At 72.9% G+C, this 22,337-nt stretch carries 20 protein-coding genes; 12 read left to right on the top strand and 8 right to left on the bottom strand.

The window, feature by feature from the left end:
* The first annotated feature begins 68 nt into the window (after positions 1 to 68).
* From QI554_RS39190 to QI554_RS39170, 5 genes are all read left to right on the top strand, one after another.
* Positions 69 to 1,094, top strand: coding sequence for a Gfo/Idh/MocA family protein (locus QI554_RS39190; protein ID WP_281477471.1), 1,026 nt, complete (start codon positions 69 to 71; stop codon positions 1,092 to 1,094).
* A gap of 102 nt (positions 1,095 to 1,196) precedes the next feature.
* The gene (locus QI554_RS39185) at positions 1,197 to 2,708 is read left to right on the top strand and encodes an MDR family MFS transporter (RefSeq protein WP_281477469.1); all 1,512 of its coding nucleotides are present in this window, start codon (positions 1,197 to 1,199) and stop codon (positions 2,706 to 2,708) included.
* A gap of 10 nt (positions 2,709 to 2,718) precedes the next feature.
* A complete protein-coding gene (locus QI554_RS39180) occupies positions 2,719 to 3,993 on the top strand; it encodes a PP2C family protein-serine/threonine phosphatase (protein WP_281477468.1) in 1,275 nt (424 codons plus the stop codon).
* Positions 3,994 to 4,100: 107 nt separating this feature from the next.
* Positions 4,101 to 4,916 carry an MHYT domain-containing protein gene (locus QI554_RS39175; RefSeq protein ID WP_281477467.1) on the top strand — a complete coding sequence of 272 codons (816 nt, stop codon included), beginning with the start codon at positions 4,101 to 4,103 and terminating at the stop codon, positions 4,914 to 4,916.
* Between the two features lie 143 nt (positions 4,917 to 5,059).
* Positions 5,060 to 5,446 carry a hypothetical protein gene (locus QI554_RS39170; RefSeq protein ID WP_281477466.1) on the top strand — a complete coding sequence of 129 codons (387 nt, stop codon included), beginning with the start codon at positions 5,060 to 5,062 and terminating at the stop codon, positions 5,444 to 5,446.
* A 158-nt stretch (positions 5,447 to 5,604) separates the two neighbouring features.
* On the opposite strand, the gene QI554_RS39165 is transcribed toward QI554_RS39170, so the two are convergent.
* Together QI554_RS39165 and QI554_RS39160 are read right to left on the bottom strand one after the other, a co-directional pair.
* A complete protein-coding gene (locus tag QI554_RS39165; protein WP_281477464.1) occupies positions 5,605 to 6,078 on the bottom strand; it encodes a DUF3237 domain-containing protein in 474 nt (157 codons plus the stop codon).
* Positions 6,075 to 7,385: a flavin-dependent oxidoreductase gene (locus QI554_RS39160; RefSeq protein WP_281477463.1), complete on the bottom strand. Its 1,311-nt coding sequence runs from the start codon at positions 7,383 to 7,385 to the stop codon at positions 6,075 to 6,077. The genes QI554_RS39165 and QI554_RS39160 overlap by 4 nt, the downstream gene beginning before the upstream one ends.
* Before the next feature lie 98 nt (positions 7,386 to 7,483).
* On the opposite strand from QI554_RS39160, the gene QI554_RS39155 reads away from it, so the two are divergent.
* Positions 7,484 to 8,038, top strand: a complete 555-nt coding sequence (locus tag QI554_RS39155; RefSeq protein WP_281477462.1) for a MarR family winged helix-turn-helix transcriptional regulator — start codon at positions 7,484 to 7,486, stop codon at positions 8,036 to 8,038.
* A 7-nt stretch (positions 8,039 to 8,045) separates the two neighbouring features.
* Here QI554_RS39155 and QI554_RS39150 read toward each other — a convergent pair whose 3' ends face one another.
* The 3 genes from QI554_RS39150 to cds1 all read right to left on the bottom strand — a co-directional run bounded on the left by QI554_RS39150 (position 8,046) and on the right by cds1 (position 10,546).
* On the bottom strand, positions 8,046 to 8,822 hold the full coding sequence (locus tag QI554_RS39150) for an SIMPL domain-containing protein (RefSeq protein WP_281477460.1): 777 nt from the start codon (positions 8,820 to 8,822) through the stop codon (positions 8,046 to 8,048).
* Between the two features lie 160 nt (positions 8,823 to 8,982).
* On the bottom strand, positions 8,983 to 9,351 hold the full coding sequence (locus tag QI554_RS39145) for a PH domain-containing protein (RefSeq protein WP_281477458.1): 369 nt from the start codon (positions 9,349 to 9,351) through the stop codon (positions 8,983 to 8,985).
* A gap of 91 nt (positions 9,352 to 9,442) precedes the next feature.
* Positions 9,443 to 10,546, bottom strand: a complete 1,104-nt coding sequence (gene cds1, locus QI554_RS39140) for an L-cysteine desulfhydrase Cds1 (RefSeq protein WP_281477457.1) — start codon at positions 10,544 to 10,546, stop codon at positions 9,443 to 9,445.
* Between the two features lie 190 nt (positions 10,547 to 10,736).
* Here cds1 and QI554_RS39135 point away from each other — a divergent pair, with 190 nt between their 5' ends.
* From QI554_RS39135 to QI554_RS39110, 6 genes are all read left to right on the top strand, one after another.
* Complete coding sequence (locus tag QI554_RS39135; protein ID WP_281477455.1) at positions 10,737 to 11,237, top strand: SigE family RNA polymerase sigma factor; 501 nt, start codon at positions 10,737 to 10,739, stop codon at positions 11,235 to 11,237.
* 142 nt (positions 11,238 to 11,379) lie between these two features.
* Positions 11,380 to 12,354, top strand: a complete 975-nt coding sequence (locus QI554_RS39130; protein WP_281477453.1) for a hypothetical protein — start codon at positions 11,380 to 11,382, stop codon at positions 12,352 to 12,354.
* A 177-nt stretch (positions 12,355 to 12,531) separates the two neighbouring features.
* Positions 12,532 to 13,848 carry a DUF2252 domain-containing protein gene (locus QI554_RS39125; RefSeq protein WP_281477451.1) on the top strand — a complete coding sequence of 439 codons (1,317 nt, stop codon included), beginning with the start codon at positions 12,532 to 12,534 and terminating at the stop codon, positions 13,846 to 13,848.
* 135 nt (positions 13,849 to 13,983) lie between these two features.
* Positions 13,984 to 14,850: a vWA domain-containing protein gene (locus QI554_RS39120; protein ID WP_281477449.1), complete on the top strand. Its 867-nt coding sequence runs from the start codon at positions 13,984 to 13,986 to the stop codon at positions 14,848 to 14,850.
* Positions 14,847 to 15,740 carry a hypothetical protein gene (locus tag QI554_RS39115; RefSeq protein WP_281477447.1) on the top strand — a complete coding sequence of 298 codons (894 nt, stop codon included), beginning with the start codon at positions 14,847 to 14,849 and terminating at the stop codon, positions 15,738 to 15,740. The genes QI554_RS39120 and QI554_RS39115 overlap by 4 nt, the downstream gene beginning before the upstream one ends.
* Positions 15,722 to 17,941, top strand: coding sequence for a protein kinase family protein (locus tag QI554_RS39110; protein WP_281477446.1), 2,220 nt, complete (start codon positions 15,722 to 15,724; stop codon positions 17,939 to 17,941). Before QI554_RS39115 ends, QI554_RS39110 begins: the two co-directional genes overlap by 19 nt.
* A 52-nt stretch (positions 17,942 to 17,993) precedes the next feature.
* On the opposite strand, the gene QI554_RS39105 is transcribed toward QI554_RS39110, so the two are convergent.
* The 3 genes from QI554_RS39105 to QI554_RS39095 are packed head-to-tail and all read right to left on the bottom strand — an operon-like array spanning position 17,994 to position 22,245.
* Entirely contained in the window at positions 17,994 to 20,477 is a 2,484-nt protein-coding gene (locus QI554_RS39105) for a protein kinase family protein (protein WP_281477445.1), read from the bottom strand.
* A 47-nt stretch (positions 20,478 to 20,524) separates the two neighbouring features.
* Entirely contained in the window at positions 20,525 to 21,379 is an 855-nt protein-coding gene (locus tag QI554_RS39100; protein ID WP_281477443.1) for a hypothetical protein, read from the bottom strand.
* Between the two features lie 5 nt (positions 21,380 to 21,384).
* Entirely contained in the window at positions 21,385 to 22,245 is an 861-nt protein-coding gene (locus QI554_RS39095) for a vWA domain-containing protein (protein ID WP_281477442.1), read from the bottom strand.
* Between the last annotated feature and the right edge of the window lie 92 nt (positions 22,246 to 22,337).

Genomic DNA, 22,337 nt, shown 5'->3' with positions numbered 1-22,337 from the left:
ATTGCCTTCCCGCCCCAGGTACCGCGCCCTACGATGCGCGCAACGCGCCACACGACCTGGGGGCTGACATGGAACGGATCCGCATCGGTGTGCTCGGCGCGGCGCGCATAGCGCCGAACGCGCTGACCAAGCCGGCGCGCCTCGTCCCCGAGGTCACGGTGGCCGCCGTGGCCGCGCGCGACCCCGAGAAGGCCGAGGCCTTCGCCCGTCGCCAGGGCATCCGCACCGTGCACCGCGACTACGCCGAGCTGCTCGCCGACCCCGACCTCGACGCCGTCTACATACCGCTCCCCAACGGCCTGCACGCCGAGTGGGCGGTGCGCGCGCTGGAGGCCGGCAAGCACGTGCTGTGCGAGAAGCCGATGACCGCCAACGAGGCGGAGGCGCGCGAGGTGGCCGAGGCCGCCAAGCGCACCGGGCTGGTCTGCATGGAGGCTTTTCACTGGCGCTACCACCCACTGGCCAGGCGCATGCGCGAAATCCTCGACGAGGAGGAGATCGGCGCGGTCCGGCACATCTCGACGACGATGTGCTTCCCCCTGCCCATGATGGGCGACATCCGCTACAACTTCGCGCTCGCGGGCGGCTCCCTCATGGACGCCGGCTGCTACGCCGTCAACGCCGTCCGGTACCTGGCGCCCGCGCCCGACGAGACCGCGCCGGACGCCCGCATAGAGGTGCGCTCGGCGCGCGCCACCGTCCTCAAGCGGGACCCGCGCGTCGACCGCGCGATGGAGGCGCACTTCGCGCTGCCGGGCGGCGCCACCGCGACCATGCGGTCCTCGATGCTGTCGCGGCACGTGCTGGGCATCAGCGCCAAGGTGGTCGGCGAGCGCGGCGAGATGGCGGTGATGAACTACGTCGCGCCGCACTTCCGGCACACGTTCACCGTCACGGTCGACGGCCGCAAGCGGCGCGAGCACCTCGGGCAGGCCGCGCGCACGCCGACGTACCAGTACCAGCTGCAGGCGTTCGCGGACGCGGTGCTGCGCGGTGTGGAGCCGCTGACCCCGGCCGAGGACGCGGTGGAGACGATGCGGCTGATCGACGACGTCTACCGCAAGGCGGGGCTGCCGGTACGCGGCACGGCCTGACGGCCCGATGGGGGCAGACTTCCGCGCGAACCTGCGATAAAACCTGTTCTCGCACCGCCCGGGGCACCGCCCGGGCGCCCCACGGAGCAGCAGGGAACCGCCATGCCCGTCCCCAGGCCGAGTCAGAAGGCCGTGGTCAGCATCGTGTTCGTCGTCGCGATGTTCATGACCGTCCTGGACTCGACGATCGTCAACGTCGCCCTGCCCTCGATCGCGTCCGACTACCACGAGGCGCCGTCCTCGGTCGCGGGCGTCAACGTCGGGTTCCTGGTCTCGCTCGCGGTGTTCATCTCGGCGGCCGGCTGGCTCGGCGACCGGTTCGGCGTGAAGCGCGTGTTCCTCTTCGCGCTGGCCGTCTTCACGGCCGCGTCCGCGCTGTGCGGGCTCGCGCAGGACCTGCCGCAGCTCGTCGGCTTCCGGGTGCTCCAGGGCATCGGCGGCGGGCTGCTGACGCCGGTCGGCATGGCGATGATGATGCGCACGTATCCGCCCGCCGAGCGCATGCGCGCGTCGCGGGTCCTGATCATCCCGACCGCGCTCGCGCCGTCGCTCGGGCCCATCGTCGGCGGCCTGATGGTCGACCACGCCTCGTGGCACTGGGTCTTCTACATGAACGTGCCGGTCGGCGTCGCGGCGCTCGTGTTCGGGGCGCTGTACCTGGACGAGCGGCGCGAGCCGGACACCGGGCCCTTCGACCTGCCGGGGTTCGCGTGCGCGGGCCTGGGGTTGGCGGCGACGCTGTACGCGCTGACCGAGGGCGCGCAGCGGGGCTGGACCTCGCCGGTCATCCTCGGCACCGCGACGGGCGGCGTGCTGCTGCTCGTCCTCCTGGTGGTGGTCGAGTCGCGCAACGACCAGCCGATGCTCGACCTGCGGCTGCTGCGCGACCGGCTGTTCCTCACCAGCACGATGGTGACGGTCACGGCGTCCGCGGGCTTCCTGGGCACGGTGTTCGTGCTGCCGATCATGATCCAGCGGGCTCGCGGGCTGGAGGCCACCGACAGCGGCCTGACCACGTTCCCCACGGCGGTCGGCATCGTGCTCGCGACGCAACTCGTGGCCCGCTACTACCCGAAGGTCGGGCCGCGCCGGCTGACCGCGGCGGGACTGGCCGGGGTGTCGCTGATGATCGCGCTGCTCGGGTTCGTCGGCCCGGACACCAGCCTGTGGTGGGTGCGCGCCGACCTGTTCGTCACCGGGCTGTTCCTGGCGAACGTGTTCATGCCGAGCCAGACCGCCGCGTTCGCGACCGTGCCGATGCCCCGCATGGGCAACGCGACCACGCTGTTCAACGTGCAGCGGCAACTCGGCGCGGCCGTCGGCGTCGCCGTGCTCGGGAGCGTGCTTGCCGGCGTGGGGATCTTCACCGGCACCGGAGCCGCGGCGCGGCCGAACTACACGGCGTACCACTGGGCGTTCGCGGCGGCCGCCGCGATGGCGGCGGTGGGCGTGGTGTTCGCGCTGTTCACGCGCGACAGCGACGCCGCCGCGACGATGGCCCCGCCCGCCGACACCGGCCCTGACCCGGCGTCGGACCCGGCCCCGGGGACCGCGTCCGGGCACGACGACCGCAACGCCCCGGGCGTTGATCACCGTCCGAGGTCCACCGCATAGGCTGGCGCCCGTGACGCGGCAAGGACTCAACCTGTGCACCGACGACGATGCACCGCCGGCCGACCGGTCGACGTACGCGGCCGGCCCGTACGCCGGCGACCTCGCCGACGCCTCGCCCGACGCGTCACCGCCCCCGCCCTGGCTGCGGGGCGGGTCCACATGGGGCGACTGGTACCGCCGCAAGGCGCCGCAACTGCGGGTCAGCGCGGCCGCGTACGGCATCCTGCTGTGCCTGATGGTGTGCGACCTGTACTTCGGGCGTGAGATACCCGGTGCGGTCGCGCTCGGCATGATCCCGCCCGCGTTCGCGGCGCTGCTCCCGCCGTGGGCGACCGCCCGCCTGGCGGGCGCGACCATGGTCGCGGCCGGGGTGCTGACACTGCATCACAACGACACCGGGTCCGGCTCGCGGGTGATCCACCTCAGCGTGGTCGCGGGGCTGTGCGTCGTCGGCGTGTGGGCCTCGGCGACACGTGTCCGGCACACCGTCCAACTGGGCAAGGCGCGTTCGGCGACGCTCATCCTCCAGCGCACCGTCCTGGAGCCGATACCGGCGGACCTGCCCGGCTACGAGGTGTCGGCGCTGTATCTGCCCGCCGACGTCGACACCAAGGTCGGCGGCGACATGTTCGCGGTCGTCCGCTCCCGGCACGGCATGCGCGTGCTCATGGGAGACGTGCGCGGCAAGGGCGTCGGCGCCATCGCCACCGCCGCCACCCTCATGGCGTGCTTCCGCGAGGCCGCGCACTACGAGCCCAGCCTGCCCGGCCTCGCCGCCCGCCTGGAGGAACGCATCGCGCAGCTGGACGAGGAACGCGCCGGGCCCGCCGACGAACGCTTCGCCACCGCCGTGCTGTTCGCCTTCGACGAGCCGAACCACCTGCGCATGCTGTCGTGCGGGCACACCCCGCCCGTCCATCTGCGGGCCGGGCGGGCCGTCGAGCTCGAACTGCCCATCAGCGCGCCGCCGCTGGGCACCGCCGGGCTGTACGACGACTTGGAGTACGCCGAGTACCGGGTCAGCTATGTGCCCGGCGACGTCCTCGTCGTGGTCACCGACGGCGTGACCGAGGCCCGCGACCAGGCGGGCCGCTTCTACCCGTTCGGCGAACGCCTGGCCCGCTGGGCGCACTACGGGTCGCAGCGGCTCGCGCACGAGCTCATCACCGACGTGACCATCCACACCGGCGGCCGGCTCGAGGACGACGCCGCGGTGCTGGTGGTCCGGCGGTCGCCGGTACCCGAGCCGTTCGACGACCGCGACCAGGTGCGCAAGGTCGCCTGAGCGGCTTTCCGTCGGCTCGCATCGCCTTTTCGCGAAACCGGGACGGGCCCGCGCCGCGTCCCCGCCGACGACCGCGATCACCACCGGCAGAAAGAGCTCGCCAATCCGTGGGTCACATCGACCAGTTCTCCGCAGGCCCTGTCACTCCCGTCGCCGCCTACCTCGTCGCCTGTGTCGGCTCGGTGCTCGGCCTCGTGTGCACCACGCGCGCCCACGGCGCGCACGGCTGGGCGCGCAGACGCTGGTTCGCCCTGGGCGCGTTCGCGATCGGCGGCACCGGCATCTGGGCGACGCACTTCGTCGCGATGCTGGGCTTCTCGGTCGAGGGCACGCCGATCCGGTACGACGTCACGCTCACGCTCACCAGCCTCGTCCTCGCGATCGGCGTCGTCGGCGTGGGGCTCAGCGTCGCGGCGCGCGACGTGAACCGGCCCGCGCTGCTGGCCGTCGGCGGCGCGGTGACCGGCTGCGGCATCGCCACGATGCATTACGTGGGCATGGCGGCCATGCGCATGCGCGGCAGCACGTCGTACGACGCCGGGACCGTGGTCGTCTCGGTGGGCGTGGCCATGGTCGCCGCCACCATCGCGCTCTACGCGGCCCTGAACGTCCGCAGCCCGGGCGCGATCCTGGGCGCCGCGCTCGCGATGGGCGTCGCCGTCGGCGGCATGCACTACACGGCGATGACCGCGGTCTCCGTCCACCTGCACGGCCCGACCGACACGCTGAAGGGCGCCGACTCGCCGCACCTGCTGGCCCCGCTGGTCGTGGGCCTGACGGTCTGCACGGTCGTCGCGCTGTTCATGGTCGGCTGGCACCCGCAACCGGCCGACGACGAACCGGCGGACGAGGAACCCTTGCCGCCGCCGGTCCCGACCAGCGCCGACCCGGTGACGATCGAGCGCATCCTGCAGAGCGGGTAGGCCGCGTGGGGCGGTTAACGGCGGGACGAAGTGCCGTCCCTCGTGCGAGACTCCGGCCCATGACGATGTGAAGAGAAGAGCACGGTCGCCCGGCATGGCTGCCCGACCACCAGTGGCGGACCGTCCGTGACGGCGACCGGTATGTGTGCGCCGACTGCGCGACGCCGATCCGGACGTACCAGTACCGCTTCCACCCGCCGGAGTCCGCGAGCTACGAGCGGTGCATCGGATTCTTCTGGTGCCCCGAATGCCGCGTCTACCAGAGCCAGATGGTCCACGTCTCGCGCAAGCTCGAGCTCGTGGACGTGCTCGGCCCGCTGCCCGAGGACGAACGGGACCGCATCCGCAAACCCGATCATGTGCTGGTCGCGTATCTGGACTCCCTCGCCCGCCAGGGCGTGACGTGGGAGCCCCGGCCGGCGCCGCCGGGACTGCCGGGGCCGCCGCCTGACACCGATGCGCCCAGGCGACGGAAACGTGGGCACCGCACCGCGCACCGGCGGTGGACCGGGCGGCCGCCGCGCCCGTAACGATCGAACACACCCGCGTGGATGCGCGGGTCAGCGGTGTACATCTGCGGCAACGCATGTAGCCCGCTCCGGTACCCGGGACGGTCACGGAGCGGGCTCGCCTGCACGCCGGTTGCCGGACCGGGCGCAGGAGCGGTGCCGCGCATGCGGCGTTTAAGTCAGCTCAGCGTGTACGCGTCGTATTCCACGCGGTTGTCGGCGCGCATGCCGGAGGCGACGCCGATGGTGCGGTTGAGCCACGTGTACCGCTCGTCGCCGGTCTCGAAGCGCAGGACCAGGCGGAAGTAGTACAGCCGCGGGTCGACCGGTTCGCCGCGGCCGAGGGCGGCCATGACGTCGGGGGCGCCGTGGCGCAGGCCCGTGGTGGTCAGGTGGATCCGGGCGCCGTCGGTGGTGCACAGCGTGTAGCGGGTGTCGATGTCGGCGGTGCCGTCGGCGTGGACGACCTGCCAGTCGCCGCCGCCGGGGAGGATCTCGCCGGTCAGGCGGGGGCCCTCGAAGGAGCCGCCGGTGATGGGGATCACGCGGCGGTTGCCCCACGGGGTGCGGCCGAGGTCGAGGATCGGGCCGACCTCGACGCGGAAGCGGGCGAGCGGCTCGATGCCGGGGGTGGGCGGCGTGTAGTCGGTCACGCGGCACCGCCCTGGGCGGCGTCGGCGGACGCGGCGGATCCGGCGGACTGCGCGCCGGGCCAGGTCGCGTCGTACGAGGCGCGGGTGTTGAGGGTCTCCGGGTCGAAGCCGGCGGTGCGCTTGTACGCCGCGGCGACCTCCTCGCGCTCGGCGAGCGAGAGGACCTCGTCGATGTCGGTGAAGCCCTCCGGCGCGCGCTCGTGGACCGTGCGCATGACGACCTCGGGGCCGAGGCCGCGGTTCGCCGTCTGGATGGCGGTGGTCGCCGGGCGGCGGTCGGCCTCGTAGGCGGCGAGCGCGTCCTCGATCGAGGCGTGCGTCGCGAGGGCGTGCGCGAGGACGCGGGCGTCGAGGATCGCCTGCGAGGCGCCGTTCGAGCCGATGGGGTACATCGCGTGCGCGGCGTCGCCGAGCAGCGTGACCCGGCCGTACGTCCACTGGGGCAGCGGGTCGCGGTCGACCATCGGGTACTCGAAGACCGCGTCGGCGGCGGCGATGACGCCGGGGATGTCGAGCCAGTCGAACGCCCAGTCGCCGAAGTGGCGCAGGATCTCGGCGGGGTCGGCGGGCCGGTTCCAGTCGCCGGGCGCGGGCGGCGGGGTCTCGAGCGGGCGCTCGGCGATCCAGTTGAGCAGGACGGTGCCGGCCTCGTCGGGGGTGTCGGTGAGCGGGTAGGCGACGAACTTCTCGGTGCCGTCGCCGGCCATGATCATCGTGCGGCCGCCGAGGAACGCCGGGGCCTGGACCCGCGTGGTGCCGCGCCACAGCACGAGGCCGTTCCACGGCGGCGGGCCCTCGGACGGGAACAGCTGCCGGCGTATCGCGGAGCGTATGCCGTCCGCGGCGATGAGCAGGTCGGCGTCGACGTGCCCGCCGTCGGCGAGGCGGACGCGCGCGCCGGTGGCGGTGTCCTCGTACGACTCGACGGCCGCGCCGGTGCGGACCGCGGCCTCGCCGAGCCGCTCGCGGACGGCGTCGAGCAGCATCATCTGCAGCCGGCCCCGGTGCACGGAGAACTGCGGCCAGCGGTACCCGGCCGCGACACCGCGCGGCTCGGACCAGATGCCCTGCCCGTGGCGGCTGAAGTAGGCCAGCTCGCCGGTGCGCACGCCGAGCTCGGCCAGCCGGTCGGCGAGGCCCAGCTCGGTCAGCTCGCGCACGGAGTGCGGAAGCAGGTTGATCCCGACCCCGAGCGGCCGGATCTCCGGCGCGGCCTCCAGGACGGTGACGTCCGTGATCCCCGCGGCGTGCAGCGACAACGCGGCGGTGAGCCCGCCGATCCCTCCTCCGGCGACGACGACGCGCACGGTGCCTCCCTGAGCAGTTTTGTTTTGGCCATAACAATTTCGCCCCATAGTGCGTGCGGGAACGGATCCGCGCAAGACCCGTTGGCAGGATGGACCCCGTGCACGAGAACGAAGACCGGGCGACGCGGCCCGCCGCCCCCGACCTGCCGCCCGACCTGCGGTACGCCGCCCACGCCCGCGCCCGGATGCCCGAGCTGGCCCCCGACGCCGACCCGGACCAGTTCGAACTCGGGTATCTGCTGCTGCACTTCGCGTACATGCTGCTGACCGACCTGGAGTCGTCCGTGCACCGCCCGCGCGGCTGGACGGTGCCGGGGTTCCGGGTCATGTTCAAGCTGTGGGTGCTCGGCCCCACCCAGCCGGGACGACTCGCGGAACTCTCCGTGATGTCGCGTTCGGCACTCACCAACGCGGTCAACACCCTCGAACGCGACGGCCTCGTCGAGCGCCGCCGCACCCCCGAGGACAAGCGCGCCGTCTTCGTCGCCCTGACCGCGCGCGGGCAGGCCGCGGTCGCCGAGGCGTTCACCGCGCACGCGGAACGCGAATCGGCCTGGTTCGCCGCGCTGGCCCCCGACGCCCGCGCCGAACTGACGACCCTCCTCACCCGCCTGATCGCCGCCCGCCCCACCACGGACCGGGCGGACGCCTGAGCCCGCCTCAGAACAGGGCGTAGACCACTCGTACGGTCACGGCGACCTCGAAGGGGCCCGGGCTGACCGGAAAGGGCGGGGCGCCCGGGGGCGGGGTGGGGGCGGGCTGGCCGGTGATCGGGCCCGGGGCGGGGGCCGAGACCTCGGTGATGGCGACCGGCTTGCCGAGGATCCGGCCGGACAGCGAGGCGTACTGCTCGGCCTTGGACTGCGCGTCGCGGTAGGCGAGTTCGCGCGCCTGGGCGACGGCGGGGCGGTTGTCGTCCAGGTCGAAGGTGATGGAGCCGACCTTGATGTTGAAGGTCCCGGCGGTGACCGCCGCGTCGAGCACGTGCGGTGCGGACGGCATGTCCCGCACCGTCGCACGGATCGAGCCCTCGGCCAGGTAGTCCAGGATGTCCGGGTAGTGCCCGGGGATGTAGCGCGTGGTCACCGTGATCTGGGCGGCCGTGACGTCCTTCTCGGCGACCCCCGCCCCACGCAGCGCGTCGACCACCCGCTGGGTGGCGGCGGCGGCCACCTCGTACGCCTCGCGCGGGGTGTCGCGGGAGGAGACGATGCCGAGGTTCAGAGTCACCACGGTCGGATCGGCCTTGACGGTGGCCTGCCCGGACACCTCGACGGTGGAGTCCAGCACCGCGATCGGGGCGGCGGCCGGCGGCGCGGTGTTCGCGGCGTACGCGCCCGCCGCGGGCGCCGCGAGCGACAGCGCGGCGGCGGTGAGGACGGCCGCGCCGGCACGGCCGAGGGCGGCGATGGACACAGCGGGCCGCTTGACGGACACGACGCCTCCCCACGGGTTCGGGACGACCGGCGAGGGCTCGCGGTCGAGCCCATCCCAACCCGATGGTGCGGCACGCCGGGCCCGACGCGGCCGCCACCGCGCACATTCCGCCCGAACGGATCAAGGCGCCGTCGGCCGGCCCGCGGCCCGAACACCCGTGCTACGACGAGATGTAGTGCAGGATCACGTTGTGCACGTGCTTGCTCTTCTCCTCGCCGCGGAACTCCACCTGGTAGGTGTGCGTCCCGACGCCGATCGCTATCTGGCCTGACGAGAAGAACGAGCCCGCGAAGGACTTGTTGCTCACCATGCTGACGCTGCTGATCTTCGCGTAGGGGATCGACGTGATCGCGATCTTCTTCCCCACGAAGCTGTTGTCCTGGATGATCACGCGGCGGTCGGTCAGCCCGATGAACCCCGTCCCCGCGCCGATCGCGTCGTAGACCGCTATCACCTGCTCGCCCGGCAGCAGGCCGCTCTGGATCTTCTCGAGCTGTTCGCGGCGGTCGAAGGCGATGTTCGAAGTCATGTCGTACGAGCCTAGTGCCACCCGCGGACGACCGGAACTCCGGTGCCGTAAGGGGATTTTCCCGGCACCGGAGGCCGGTGGAGGCGCCCGGTCAGGAGTCGCGCCACTCCCCCGTCGCGTGCAGGTGCTCGAGGGTCGCGGTGAACGGCGCGATGTCCAGGCCCTGATCGGCCAGCCACTCGTCCGAGTAGTAGGAGTGCGCGTAGCGCTCCCCGCCGTCGCACAGCAGCGTGACGACCGACCCGGTGCGCCCCGTCGCGCGCATCTCGGCGACCAGTTGCAGCGCGCCCCACAGGTTGGTGCCCGTCGAGCCGCCCGCCTTGTTGCCGGTCAGCCGGTGGAGGTAGCGCATCGCCGCGATCGACGCGGCGTCCGGCACCTTGAACATGCGCTCGACGACCTCGGGCACGAAGCTCGGCTCGACCCGCGGCCGGCCGATCCCCTCGACCCGCGACGCGGCGCTGACGGTGAAGCCCGGGTCGTCGCGCGTCCAGCCCTCGAAGAACGCGGAGTTCTCCGGGTCGACGACCGCGAGCAGCGTGTCGTGGCACTGGTAGTGGACGTAGCGCCCGATGGTCGCGCTGGTGCCGCCGGTGCCCGCGCCGACGACGATCCACGTCGGGACCGGGTGCCGCTCCATGGCCATCTGCTCGAAGACCGACTCGGCGATGTTGTTGTTGCCGCGCCAGTCGGTCGCGCGCTCGGCGTACGTGAACTGGTCCATGTAGTGGCCGCCGGTCTCGGCGGCGAGCCTGCGCGACACGTCGTACACGGTGGACGGGTCGTCGACCAGGTGGCAGGTGCCCCCGTAGAACTCGATGAGCTTGATCTTGTCGGGGCTGGTCCTCTTGCTCATCACCGCGATGAACGGCAGCCCGAGCATGCGCGCGAAGTAGGCCTCGGACACCGCCGTGGAGCCGGACGACGCCTCGATGACGGTGGTGCCCTCCCGGATCCACCCGTTGCACAGGCCGTACAGGAACAGCGAGCGGGCGAGCCGGTGCTTGAGGCTGCCCGTCGGGTGCGTGGACTCGTCCTTGAGGTAGAGGTCGATGCCCCACTCCGGCGGCAGCGGGTACACCAGCAGGTGTGTGTCCGCCGACCGGTTGGCGTCGGCGTTGACCTTGCGGACCGCCTCGCTCACCCAGCCGCGTGTCTCGGTACAGACGCGATCGACATGCGTCCCCACGGCCATCCGACGCTCCCAACCTCGTGACAAAAGTCGCTTAACACCACAAAACCGACACCAGGGTACGTCGGGCCCGGTGAAGCACCCGTTCAGAAGACAGCGAAAATTCCTGCTCCGAACGTGTGACACGGGTTCCGCCCCGCGGCGTCGGTACGGATGGAAGCACACGGAGACACTCGCGACTAGGGCGGGGGCGATGGCAACAGACCCGGACGAATTCCTGGAATTCGCCACGGCGCGCAGCGCACAGCTGTTCCGGACCGCATGGCTGCTCAGCGGCGACTGGCACCTGGCGGAGGACCTGGTGCAGACGACACTCGGCAAGCTGTACCGGTCGTGGCGCCGCGTGAAGTCCGCGGACAACCCGGACGCGTACGCGCGCACAGTGCTGGTTCGCAGCTACCTGTCGTGGCGCCGGCGCCGCAGCAGCGGCGAGCAGGCGTACGGCACCATCCCGGACAGCGCGGGCCCCGAGCTGGACCCGGCGCTGCGCATGACCCTCCTCAAGGGATTGGCGCAACTGCCGCCCAAGGACCGCGCCGTCCTGGTGCTGCGGTACTGGGAGGACATGAGCGTCGAGCAGACCGCACGGCAGATGGGCTGCTCCCAGGGCGCGGTACGCAACCGCTCGCTGCGTGCGCTGGAGAAGATGCGCACGATCCTGGGCGGCGACCTCCAGGCCCTGGCAGCCGCGTGACGCGACCGCGGCAGGCCGCCCCACGGATCGACACCGCCGGTACGGCCGTACGGCGGGCCCACGATCCCGAGCACTCGCGTGCGGGGCGCCGTACGGCCCCGCACGACCTCCATCCCGGACGCACCCAGGAGACGGTGAACCGATGAGTACTGAACGGCACGAACCCCACGGCACCGAGGCGACGCTGGCGGACGCCATGCACGCCGCGACGGCCGGCTTCCAGCCGCCGACGGCCGAGCTCGTGCGCGGCGGCCTCGCCCGCGGCCGCCGGATGCGCGCCGTCCGGCGCGCGCAGGTCACGGTGGCGGCACTGGCCGTCGTCGCGATCGGCGGCGCGGGCACGGTCGCGCTGAGCGACCTCGGCAGCGGCAGCGCCAAGGCGGGCCCGGCGGCCCCGCCGCCGAGCGTCAGCGCGCCGCCGTCGGCGGGTGCGACCCCGCAGCAGCACCAGCCGCTGACCGCGGAGAAGGCGCTGGAGACGCTCAAGACGCTGCTCCCGGCCGGCTACGACGTCAAGGTCCAGTCCCTGTCCAACCCGGGCCAGAACGGGTCGCAGGTCGGGGTGTACCTGCTCGTCGACCCGCACGACGGCAAGCCCGCGACCATGGTGAACATGCTGTTCTCCGGGCCGATGGGCTCCAGCGATGACAACAAGTGCTGGACATTCCATGCCGCCGAGGGCATCTGGTGCACGAACGAGACCACCCCGAACGGCTCGCTCCGCCTGGAGCAGAACCGCGAGTGGCCTGCCTCCGAGACGACGGAAGACGACAAGCGGGGCCCGGCCGGCGGGGGCGCGAAGCAGTGGAGCGCCGGCATCATCCGCAAGGACGGCGCGAACATCTACGCCTACGCGACGAACGGCGCGGTCGAGAAGGGCGCCGAGGTCCGCACGAACCCGGTCCTGACCACCGACCAGCTCAAGGCCATCGTCACGGCCCCGGTGTGGGACACCGTCGCCGCCGCTGACGCCCTCCCCAAGCCGGTCACGAACAAGTCCGGCTCCGCGGGCACGCAGACCCCGGCCTGGGGCTCGAAGTCCGACGCCGCAGGCTCGGGCGCCGCCGCCCCGCCTGTCCACGGCGCCGCCCCCACCACGGTCAAGCCCGCCGGCTGACCCGACCGTGACAGCCGCCGCCCTTCCCCCCCGGGCGGCGGCTGTCGCATTGTCAGAAACCATCACCAAAGCCACCAAAGCACCCACCCACATCCCGCCTTTACCCCGCCGCCTGGCATGCTGCGGAGCGGGCGGGGGCAGCCAGTGTGCGCGAACAGCGCAGAAGGAGTCGGTGGGGTGTTCGAGCAGATAGGCCGGGACGAGCGGGCCGAGCGGATCCTGGAGGTCTTCGGCGCGGCCTTCGGCGAGCTGATCGCCTCCGACCCGGCCGCGTTCCGGGTCAAGTTCCGCAAGATGGCCGCGTCGGCGTTCGCGTTCTACCGCGGCACCGCCTGCCTGTACTACGCGGACGTCGACGGCATGGCGAACCCGTTCGTCGACGAGCGCACCGGGCGCGTGTGGATCCACGGCGACCTGCACGCCGAGAACTTCGGCACCTACCTCAACGCCGACGGCCGCCTGGTCTTCAACGTCAACGACTTCGACGAGGCCTACGTGGGGCCCTTCGTGTGGGACGTGCAGCGCTTCGCCGCCAGCCTCGCCCTCATCGGCTACGCGAAGGCCCTCAGCGACGACCTGATCAGCGAACTGGTCGCCGACTACGCCCGCGCGTACCGCGCGCAGATCCTCATGCTCACCGACGACCCGGCCTCCGCGCAGACCGCGCTGACGCTGAGCACCGCGACCGGGCCGCTGCTCGACGTGCTGCACCAGGCCCGCCTCCAGACCCGGGTGGGGCTGCTCGACGAGCAGACCGTCATCGACGGCTACGACCGCCGCTTCGCGATGTCCGGCGGCGCGTTCCCGCTGGACGACGACACCCGCAAGACGGTCCTCGAGGCGTTCGGCCGCTACCTGGCGACCATGCCCGAGACGACCCGCTCGCGCCCGGACACCTACGAGGTCAAGGACGTCGTCGGACGCCGCGGCGTGGGCATCGGCAGCGCCGGCCTGCCGTCGTACAACCTGCTGATCGAGGGCAGCACCGAGGCCCTCGAGAACGACGTGATCCTGTACATGAAGCAGGGCCAGACCCCGGCGGCGAGCCGGCACGTCACCGACCCCTCGGTGCGGGCGTACTTCGAGCACGAGGGCCACCGCACGGTGATCTCGCAGCGCGCGCTCCAGGCGCACGCCGACCCGTGGCTCGGCTACACCGACATCGACGGTGTCGGCCAACTGGTCGCCGAGGTCTCGCCGTACGCGAACGACCTGGACTGGTCGGCGCTCAACGAGCCCGGTGACATTCGCATCGTGGTCGAGTACCTCGCGCGCGCCACCGCGACCATGCACGCGGTCGCTGACGAGGCCAGCAGCGGGCAGACGCTGGTGCCGTTCTCGACCGAGCACGCGATCCGCGCGGTCGTCGAGCCGGACGAAGAGGCCTTCGTGGCGCACGTGGTCGAGTTCGCGCACAGCTACGCGGCGCGCACCCGCGAGGACCACGCGATCTTCGTCGACCTGTTCCGCAACGGCCGCATCCCCGGCCTCTGATCCCGCCCCGACGCTCCCCCTGATCATCCTCAGGGCCGAGCGGCGGACCGGCCGAAAGACGGAAGTGTGAGGCGGTGCGGCCGGGTTACGATCCCCCTGGCGGGGGCACGCGGAGAACTTCGTGAGGACTCCCGGGTGTCCCCTACCAGGAGGGCCGAACTCATGGTCTACACGGCGGAGATCAGCCGGACCAATCCGACCTGCTTCATCTTCCTCGTCGACCAGTCCGCGTCGATGGTCGACCCGATCGGCGGCGAGGTGAAGCAGCGCAAGGCCGACGTGGTCGCCGACGCGATCAACCGGCTGCTCACCGAGCTGTCGGTCAAGTGCGCGAAAGAGGAAGGCGTCCGCGACTACTTCCACATCGCGGTGATCGGCTACGGCCACACCTCGGTCGGCTCGGTGTTCGGCGGCGCGCTGGCCGGCCGCGACCTGGTGCCGATCAGCGAGGTCGCGGACAATCCGGCGCGCATCGACGAGCGCGTCAAGAAGGTCCCGGACGGCGCGGGCGGGCTGGTCGAGACGTCGGTGACGTTCCCGCTCTGGCTGGAGCCGGTCGCCAACGGGGGCACGCCGATGGTGCGCGCGCTGTCGTACGCCGACAACCTGGTCGCCGGCTGGGTCGAGCAACACCCGGACGGATTCCCGCCGATCGTGCTCAACCTGACCGACGGCGAGTCGACCGACGGCGACCCGAGCGCCGCTGCGGCCGCGTTGGCCGCGCGGGCGTCCTCGGACGGCACGGCGCTGCTCTACAACAGCCACGTGTCGGACACCGGCGGATCGCCGACCACGTTCCCCGACTCCGACGCGGACCTGCCCGACGCCTACGCGCGGCAGTTGTTCGCGATGTCGAGCGTGCTGCCGAGCGGCGTGCGCAGCTACGCGGCGACGCAGGGGTACCGCATGTCGGACGCCACGCGCGGGTTCGTCTACAACGCCGACATCGTCTCGATCGTCGACTTCCTGGACATCGGCACGCGCGCCACCGAGCTGCGGTGATCGCGGGCGTCGACCGGGCCGCGGCGTTCCTGGTCCCGAAGCACGGCAGCAGCGCCGAGGAGTGCGAGGACGCGCTGTGCGTGCTCGGGGCGGACGAAGCGGGCCTGGGGGATCTCGGCTCCGACGGCCCGCTGGTCGCCGCGGTCGCCGACGGCGCTTCCGAGAGCCTGCTCGCCCGGGCCTGGGCGCACCAGGTCAGCGCGGGCGCGGCGCTCGCGGCGTACCACGACCCCGAGTTGCTGACCGACCGTGCGCGGTACGCGGCGTTCGCGGCGGGGCTCACGGACGCCTGGCGGGACTACGTCGACACCTATGTCGCCGACCGCTCGGCGCGCGGCCGACCGGTGCGCTGGTACGAGGAACCCGGCCTGGCCAAGGGCGCGTTCGCGACGCTGCTCGCAGTACGGGTAGAAGCGCCGTGCCTCGACGACGAGCCGGCGCCGTACGACGACAGCCCGGACCCGGCACCGCGCCGCTGGCACGCCGCAGCGCTCGGCGACAGCTGCCTGTTCCACGTGCGGGACGGCCGCGTCGTCGGGGCCTTCCCGGTCGACTCCGCGGACGACTTCGGCACGTCGCCCGACCTGTTCGGCAGCCGTGCCGCCGATCCGGAACTGGTCGCCGAGCGCACCCGGTTCGCGGCCGGGGCGGCATGGCCGGAGGACCGTCTGGTGCTGGCCACCGACGCGTTCTCGGCGTGGCTGCTGGGCGCGGCCCCGGACGAGGCCGCCGAACGGCTGCGCCTGCTGGACGAGTGCGCGCGGGACGCCGACGGCGAGCGCTTCGCGGCGCTGGTCGCGGCCGAACGCTCGGCCGGCGCCCTGCGCAACGACGACGTCGCCGTGGTGGTCCTCAGCGTCGCGGAGGCCGCGTGGACGCCCAGCCGGTAGACCGCCCGCGGCCGCGCGCCTACCCCACCGGTGCCGCGTACGCCGAGGCGTTGCAGAACACCGGGCTGTGCTTCGCCGACCCCGAACTGCGCGGCGGCAGCCCGGCGTTGACGAGACTCGGGCTGCCGCGCCCGATATCGGGCGCGTTCGCCAGCGTGTTCACCGTCACCTCCGCGACCACCGGCCGCAAGTTCGCGGTGAAGTGCTTCACCCGCGAGGTGCCCGACCAGGCCGACCGCTACCGCGCGATCAGCGCCCTGCTGTCCGGCCTGGACGACGCGTCGCTGTCCCAGCCGTGGAAGATGGGCTTCGAGTACCTGCCGCGCGGCGTGCTGGTCAACGGCCGCTGGTACCCGGTGCTGAAGATGGCCTGGGTCGACGGCGTCGGCCTGACGGAGTGGCTCGACGCCAACATCGGCGAACCGGCCGCGGTGCGCACCGTCGCCGACAACTTCGCCGCGCTCGCCGCGGACCTCGCGGACGCGGGGATCGCGCACGGCGACTTCCAGCACGGCAACCTGCTCGTGGCACCCGACCGCACGCTGCGGCTGGTCGACTACGACGGCATGTTCGTGCCCGCCCTCGCGGGACGTCGGGCGACCGAGAACGGGCACCGCAACTACCAGTCGCCGATGCGTACTTCGGACGACTTCGGGCCGGACGTGGACCGGTTCTCGGCGTGGCTGATCCACGTCTCGCTGCTGGCCCTCGCGGCGGAGCCGGACCTGTGGGAGCGGCTGCACGAGCCGGGCGGCGAGTACCTGCTGCTCACCGAGGACGACCTGAAGGCGCCGGACGCTTCGGCCCGGTTCCCGGCCCTGACCGGGCACCCCGACCCGGCGGTTCGGCGGCTCGCCGACGAACTGGGCCGGCTGGCCGTGCTGCCGCTTGGGCGGATACCCGAGCTGGACGGTTCGCTCCCGGTGCCGCCCCCGGCCGCGGCGAACGGCTCGGCAGCGCGGGGCGGGCCGCTGCCGGACTGGATGACGAAGCACTCCCCCGGCGACACGGCAGACCCGACCGCCTCACCCGCGAACATCCGTGCCGCGGGCGGCGGGCCCGTCGCCCGCCCCGTCCCGACACGGCCGACTCCCGGCAGCGGCGTGCAAGCCGCCGCAGCCGGCTTCCACGGCCGCGGAGGGATGGAACTCGCCGTCGTCGCGAGCTTCGTGCTCGGCCTGGCCGCGACGGTCGTGGCCCTGCTGCTGTTCCCGTACGCTGCCGTCGCCACGGTGCCGTTCAGCTTCTACATCCCGTACGTGAGCCACCAGTCGCGGCCCGAGGTCGGCACCTTGGAACAGCGCCAGAAGGAGGTCTTCTGGAAGCTCAACGACCTCGGAGACCCGAACGTGAAACTGGCCGCGCTCGCCCACGAGCGGCGCAGACTTCAGAAGGCCGAGACCTCCCGGGTCCGCGACACCGCCGACCGGCACCAGGAGCTGGACTACCACCTGAGCCACAGCCACGCGGCGATCCGCCAGGAGGTCGCCCGGGAGGCTTACCCGCTCCAGCAGGAACTCGACGGTCTGGACGCGGCGTTGCGTGCCGCACAGGCCGACGTGCTGACGGTGGTTCGGGACGCGTTCGTCCAACAGCGCCTGCGCCAGTACCCGGTCGACAAGGCCGGCGTCCCCGGAGTGAGCGGCGTGATGATCCCGCGGCTGGCCGCGTTCGGAATCCGTACCGCCGCCGACTTCACCGGCCTTCGCCGCATGCCGACGACCGACGGGCCGGACGCGTTGCTGCTGGTGTGCGCCGACGGCTCGCTGGCGAAGCCGCTCGACTTCACGCCCGCCCATGCGGAGGCCCTGATGCGCTGGCGGGACAGCATCGAGCGGCGGCTCAGGACGTCCGCGCCCACCACCGCCACAGCGGCCGACGTCGCCGCCATCACGGCGCGCTTCGCCGCGCGACGCACCCATCTCGAGGCGGAACTCGTCCGCTACGACGCGCTCGTGAAGCAGCGTCAGGGGGAGGCGACGACCCGGGTCAACGCCGAGCGGGCGCGCCTCGGCGACGAGGACCGCGAGGCCAAGGAGCGGTTCCGGCTGCGGGCCCTGGACCTGGACCGCGAGACGGCACGCAACCAGGCCCTGCTGGGCGACCACCAGCGGCTGACCGCCGAGCGCGACCGGCTCGGCAAGGAGATCGAGAAGCTGTCGTTCGCGCGCTATCTGAGGTTCACGTTCGGCGGCTCCTGAGCGTCTCCCGTGCAGCGCCCGGCCGGCGCCGGGGACCCGGTACGGCCCAGACTCACAAGCCGGTCGTCACCGACCACACGAAGCGGGCCGTCGTCAGGTCGTCGTACGCCGCCACGGCGTTCCGCGCGTTCGCCAGCGCCTTCTCCGCGGCGCCGTGCGCGTCCTCGGCGTCGGCGAGTTCCGCGGCGGCCGACCACAGCTCCGCGTCCAGCGCCCCTCCGTCGGTCGCCAGCGCGCCGTCCAGGTAGCCGATCGCCTCCGTCAGGCCGGCGTCGAGCTCGGCCGTCGCCTCCAACGCCGCCGCGCGCGCCCGCGCGGCCTGCCGGGCCAGGTCGAGGCGCCGCTCGGCGCGCTTGCGGTGCAGCTCCTGGGCGACGTCGTACGGCAGCGCGCCGGGCAGCCGGACCCGCAGCTCCTCGGCGATCTCGTCGCGCCACTCCTGGAGTTCGCGGGCCTTCGCGGGCGGCAGGCCGTCGACCTTGACCACCCGTCCCGGACGCGACGTCACGATCACCGCCCGGTCCCGCTCCTCCGGCGTGGTCGGCACCGCGGAGGTCACCCGCGTGAAGTCGGCGGCGGTCCACACGCCTTCGTGCCCCAGGAAAGCGACGAGTCCGGCGCCCAGCAGCGCGACCGGCAGCGGGTGCTTCTTCAGGCCCTCGTTCAGCAGCCGTGTTTGGAGCGACCGCAGGGCCTGGAGCTCGTCGCGTGCGACCGAGCCTTCGAGCAGCACACGCTGCTGCTCGACGGCGTCCAGCGCCTCGGCGAGGTGCCGGTCCACGCTCTCCCGCTCGTACGTGTTGCGGTTCTTGAGAATGCGCGCCTCGGTGATGTGCCAGGCCGTCAGCTCCGTGCGGCGCCTTTGCAGTTCGCGGTGCGCCTTGCGCCGTTCCCCGACTTTCGCCGCCGCGAGGCGCTCGGCCGCCGCGACCTGCGCCGCGACCCGTTCCGCGGCGGCCCGCCTGAGCATCTCCGGGCTGCTGCGGTACGCCGCGGACACGACGCCGTTCAGCGCCTGGGACACGCTCCCGGCCACCGCCACCGCGCCGACCACCCCGGCGAGCGCCGGCAGGACGCCGGCGAACGGGCCGACGCCGAAAGCCGAGCAGCCGAACAGCGCCCCGGCCATCAGCAGGACGAGCATCCCCGCGCGCACCTTCACGCGGGTGCGAAGGGCGGTCTTCGTGAACGAACGCGGGACAGCCGGTGGGGGTATGGGCGTCGAGCCCGGCGCCGCCCCGGGCCGGGACGGGACCTGCGGCCTGCCGCCGTTCGGAGGCGGAGCCGCGTTCGGCTTCTGCGGGCCGAAGAACGCCTCCATGAGCGGAGTGAATTCGGGCGGGCGCCCGTTCGCCCCGGATGCCGACGATCCGCCGGTCCCGGCACCGGAGTTCGAGCCGACCAGCCTCGGCACGACGGGTTCGCCGACGCTCGGCGCGGCCGTCGGCGCGGCGGGTGCCTGCGTCCTCGGGACAGCACGCGTGCCGCCGGTCGCCCCCGCCATGCTCACTGCCTCCGCCAGCCACGGGGGCAGGCCGCCGCCGCCCTGGGCGGCCGGCCCGGCCGGCGCGGACGACGCCACCGCGCGCGGCTTGCGCGGCGGGAGGCCCGTGCCGTCGCCCAACGGCTCGACGTCAGCGAGCGGACGCTGCGCCCAGACCGCCAACCGCGCGAAGGCGTCGGTGAGTTCCGGGACGGCACAGGCCACGGTCGCGAAGCGCTCCGAGCCTGCGGGGTCCGCCAAATCGTTGCCCGTCAGCAGCAGGTGCTCGCCACCCTCCTCGTGGAACATGCCCCACAGCTCGGGACGTTTGGCGAGGGCGCGCAGCGTCAGGTGGATCAGGTGCGCCGAGAACCGGTCCAGGCCGGGCCCGAAGTCGGCCGCAGACCGTTTCGGGTGCTGGTAGTTGCGGTGCCCGTGCTCGGCGGCGCCCAGCCCGGCCAGGTCGGGCACGTACATCCCGTCGTAGTCGATCAGCCGCAGGCCGCCCTCCCGGGCGACGACGAGGTTGCCGTGCTGGAGGTCGCCGTGCGCGATGCCGGACGCCTCCAGGCCGTCCACGACGTCCGCGAACTCCGCGGCCAGTCCGGTGATCGCGTCCGGCTCGTCGAGGTGTGCTTCCAGCCACGGGATCAACGCGGTCCCGTCGAGCCATTCCATGAGGATGACCGGGTACCACCGGCCCCGCACCAGAACCCCTTCGGGCACGTACTCGAACGCGACGCGCCAGTCCCCGTCCGGTGCCGCGAGGCCGTCCAGCGCGCGGCCGATCGCACGGTAGCGCCGGAGCCGGTCCGGGACCGCGCGGGTGAAGCACTTGACCGCGAACTCGCGGCCGTTGCCCGGGCCGCCGCCGTCCCCCGGGTTCGTCGAGGTGACCCGGAAGACGCTGCCGAAGTTGCCGGAGACCACGCGCGGCATCCGCAGCGGACCCATCGCCACCATGCCGCGCGCCAGCGCCGGGTGCTTGAAGCACAGCGCCGTGTCGCGCAACGCCTCGCTGTAGTCCGCCCCGGTCGGCAACGGTCCGTCCACCCCGGCCCCCGATCCCCCTCCCGCCGCTCCTCGGACCACGGCCTACCTCACCGCGGTGCTATGCGGACGAGGGTGACGTCGTCGTTGCGCAGTTCGCCCGCGCCGCGCCGTCGCTCCACCCAGGCGGCCAGGTCGCGCGGCCCGGCGTAGTCCAGCGCGCGCAGGAGGTCCCAGGGCTTGCGGCCGACCTCGACCTGGCGCAGGAACCACGCCGCCATGGCGTCGCTGGCCAGGTAGAACCGGTCGCCGCGCCGCCAGTGCCCGGAGACCAGGCCGGCGCGGGCCCGCACCGCCTCCGGGTCCTGCCCGCCGCTCGCGGCGAGCGGCGGGGTGTTCCCGAACTCGCCGGACGCGGTCAGCGGGAACGCGACGTGCAGCCGGTCGTGGCGCACCTGGAAGAGGCAGGCGTCGCCGAGCGCGACGGCCGACCAGGTCCCGCGCGCGGGCGCCCAGCGGTGCGCGGCGAAGTGCGCGACCAGCAGTGTGGCGTGCGCGCCCGCCTCCAGGCCCGGGCGCTCGAACCAGGTGATCGGCTTGCCGCGCAGCTCGCGGTTGCGCACGTAGTCCTTCATCAGGTCCGGCCACCGGTCGGCGGCGCGTGTCAGGACTTCGGCGAAACCCTGGCCGGTGCGCAGCAGACCGGTCGGCGCCCCGCCGGCCTCGCGTACGAGCAGTTGTGCCCAGCGCCGTGCGAGCAGGCTGCTGGACGCGCCGTCCGCGACCGCGGCGCGCAGCGAGGCCACCCGGCCGACGCCGCCGCTGCGGCACGCCGGGCCCGGCGGCGGCAGGAGGCCGCGCTCGGGGCCCTCGGCGGTGCGGCTGCCGACCCACACGGCGTCCTCGTACTCGTGCGGCGCTCCGCCGCCCTTGTGCAGCGCGAGGATCGTGACCTGGGCGCGCACCCGGGCTACCTGATGTCCGCGGCGCGCGTGCCGATGTCGAGGAACTGCACGACGGCCGACATGTCGGCGTTGAAGACGAACCCGCGTGCGCCGTCGGTGACGTCCTGGCCCTGCTCGGTGGCGTACGCCCGCATGCCGGGCGGCAGTTCGCTGGACATCGTGGACAGCAGGTGGGCGTACTTGTCGGGCAGCGCGTCGTTCGGCCCGGGGAACGTGATGGGCGCGGTCCGGTTGGCGGAGATGTGCAGGTTGAACAGCAGCGCCTCGCCGTCGCCGGTGACGTGGAAGCGCAGCCGGGTCGCGGCCTCGGACGGGTTGCCGTCCGTCGACTCGCCGTCGGTCAGGTTGAGCACGATCGGCGGGAAGCCGTCGCCGTGGGTGTCGACCCAGCCCTGCACGAGCTTGCCCGCGTAGCCGAGGGCCTGGCACATGGGGGTTCCGCCGGACGCCACCGGCTCGACCCACACCGGGAGTTCCATCGTGCGGTCCACGACGCCTCCCGCGCCGTCGGGGACCTTCTTCACGCGGGCCTCGAAGCGCGCCGGGTACGTGACGATCTCGCTGAGCGGCACCAGTTCGCGCCCGGCGAGGGCGCCGGAGAGCGCCGGCTGCACCAGTTCGCCGTAGCCAACCACGGCGATGTGGAAGTAGTCGCGGACGCCTTCCTCCTTGGCGCAGCGCACCGAGAGCTCGAAGAGCAGGCGGTTGAGCGAGTCCGCGACGACGTCGGCCTTGCGCGGCAGGGCCTTGCCGGGGGTGTCGTCGCCCGGCGCGGTCCCGATCGGGTCGTCCATCGAACTGGACTGGTCGACCAGGAAGATCAGGCATCCGGGATGCGCGCGGCTGATCTCTGCGGAGTAGGTCATGCTGCGTCTCACCTCGGGTCCCCGTACGGCTCTGTGCGCTGCCGTCCCAGCCTAGGTACGCGAACTCGTCTCCGTCCAAGGGACTTTCCGCA

The sequence above is a fragment of the Yinghuangia seranimata genome, from assembly GCF_029953285.1.
In the GTDB taxonomy this organism is placed as follows: domain Bacteria; phylum Actinomycetota; class Actinomycetes; order Streptomycetales; family Streptomycetaceae; genus Yinghuangia; species Yinghuangia seranimata.
This window is presented reverse-complemented; position numbering and strand designations above follow the sequence as displayed.

Bases quoted from the DNA above. Each gene is read 5' to 3' on its own strand.
- QI554_RS39190 (WP_281477471.1), top strand. From the start codon at position 69: ATGGAACGGATCCGCATCGGTGTGCTCGGCGCGGCGCGCATAGCGCCG.
- QI554_RS39185 (WP_281477469.1), top strand. From the start codon at position 1,197: ATGCCCGTCCCCAGGCCGAGTCAGAAGGCCGTGGTCAGCATCGTGTTC.
- QI554_RS39145 (WP_281477458.1), bottom strand. From the start codon at position 9,351: ATGACTTCGAACATCGCCTTCGACCGCCGCGAACAGCTCGAGAAGATC.
- cds1 (WP_281477457.1), bottom strand. From the start codon at position 10,546: ATGGCCGTGGGGACGCATGTCGATCGCGTCTGTACCGAGACACGCGGC.
- QI554_RS39135 (WP_281477455.1), top strand. From the start codon at position 10,737: ATGGCAACAGACCCGGACGAATTCCTGGAATTCGCCACGGCGCGCAGC.
- QI554_RS39130 (WP_281477453.1), top strand. From the start codon at position 11,380: ATGAGTACTGAACGGCACGAACCCCACGGCACCGAGGCGACGCTGGCG.
- QI554_RS39095 (WP_281477442.1), bottom strand. From the start codon at position 22,245: ATGACCTACTCCGCAGAGATCAGCCGCGCGCATCCCGGATGCCTGATC.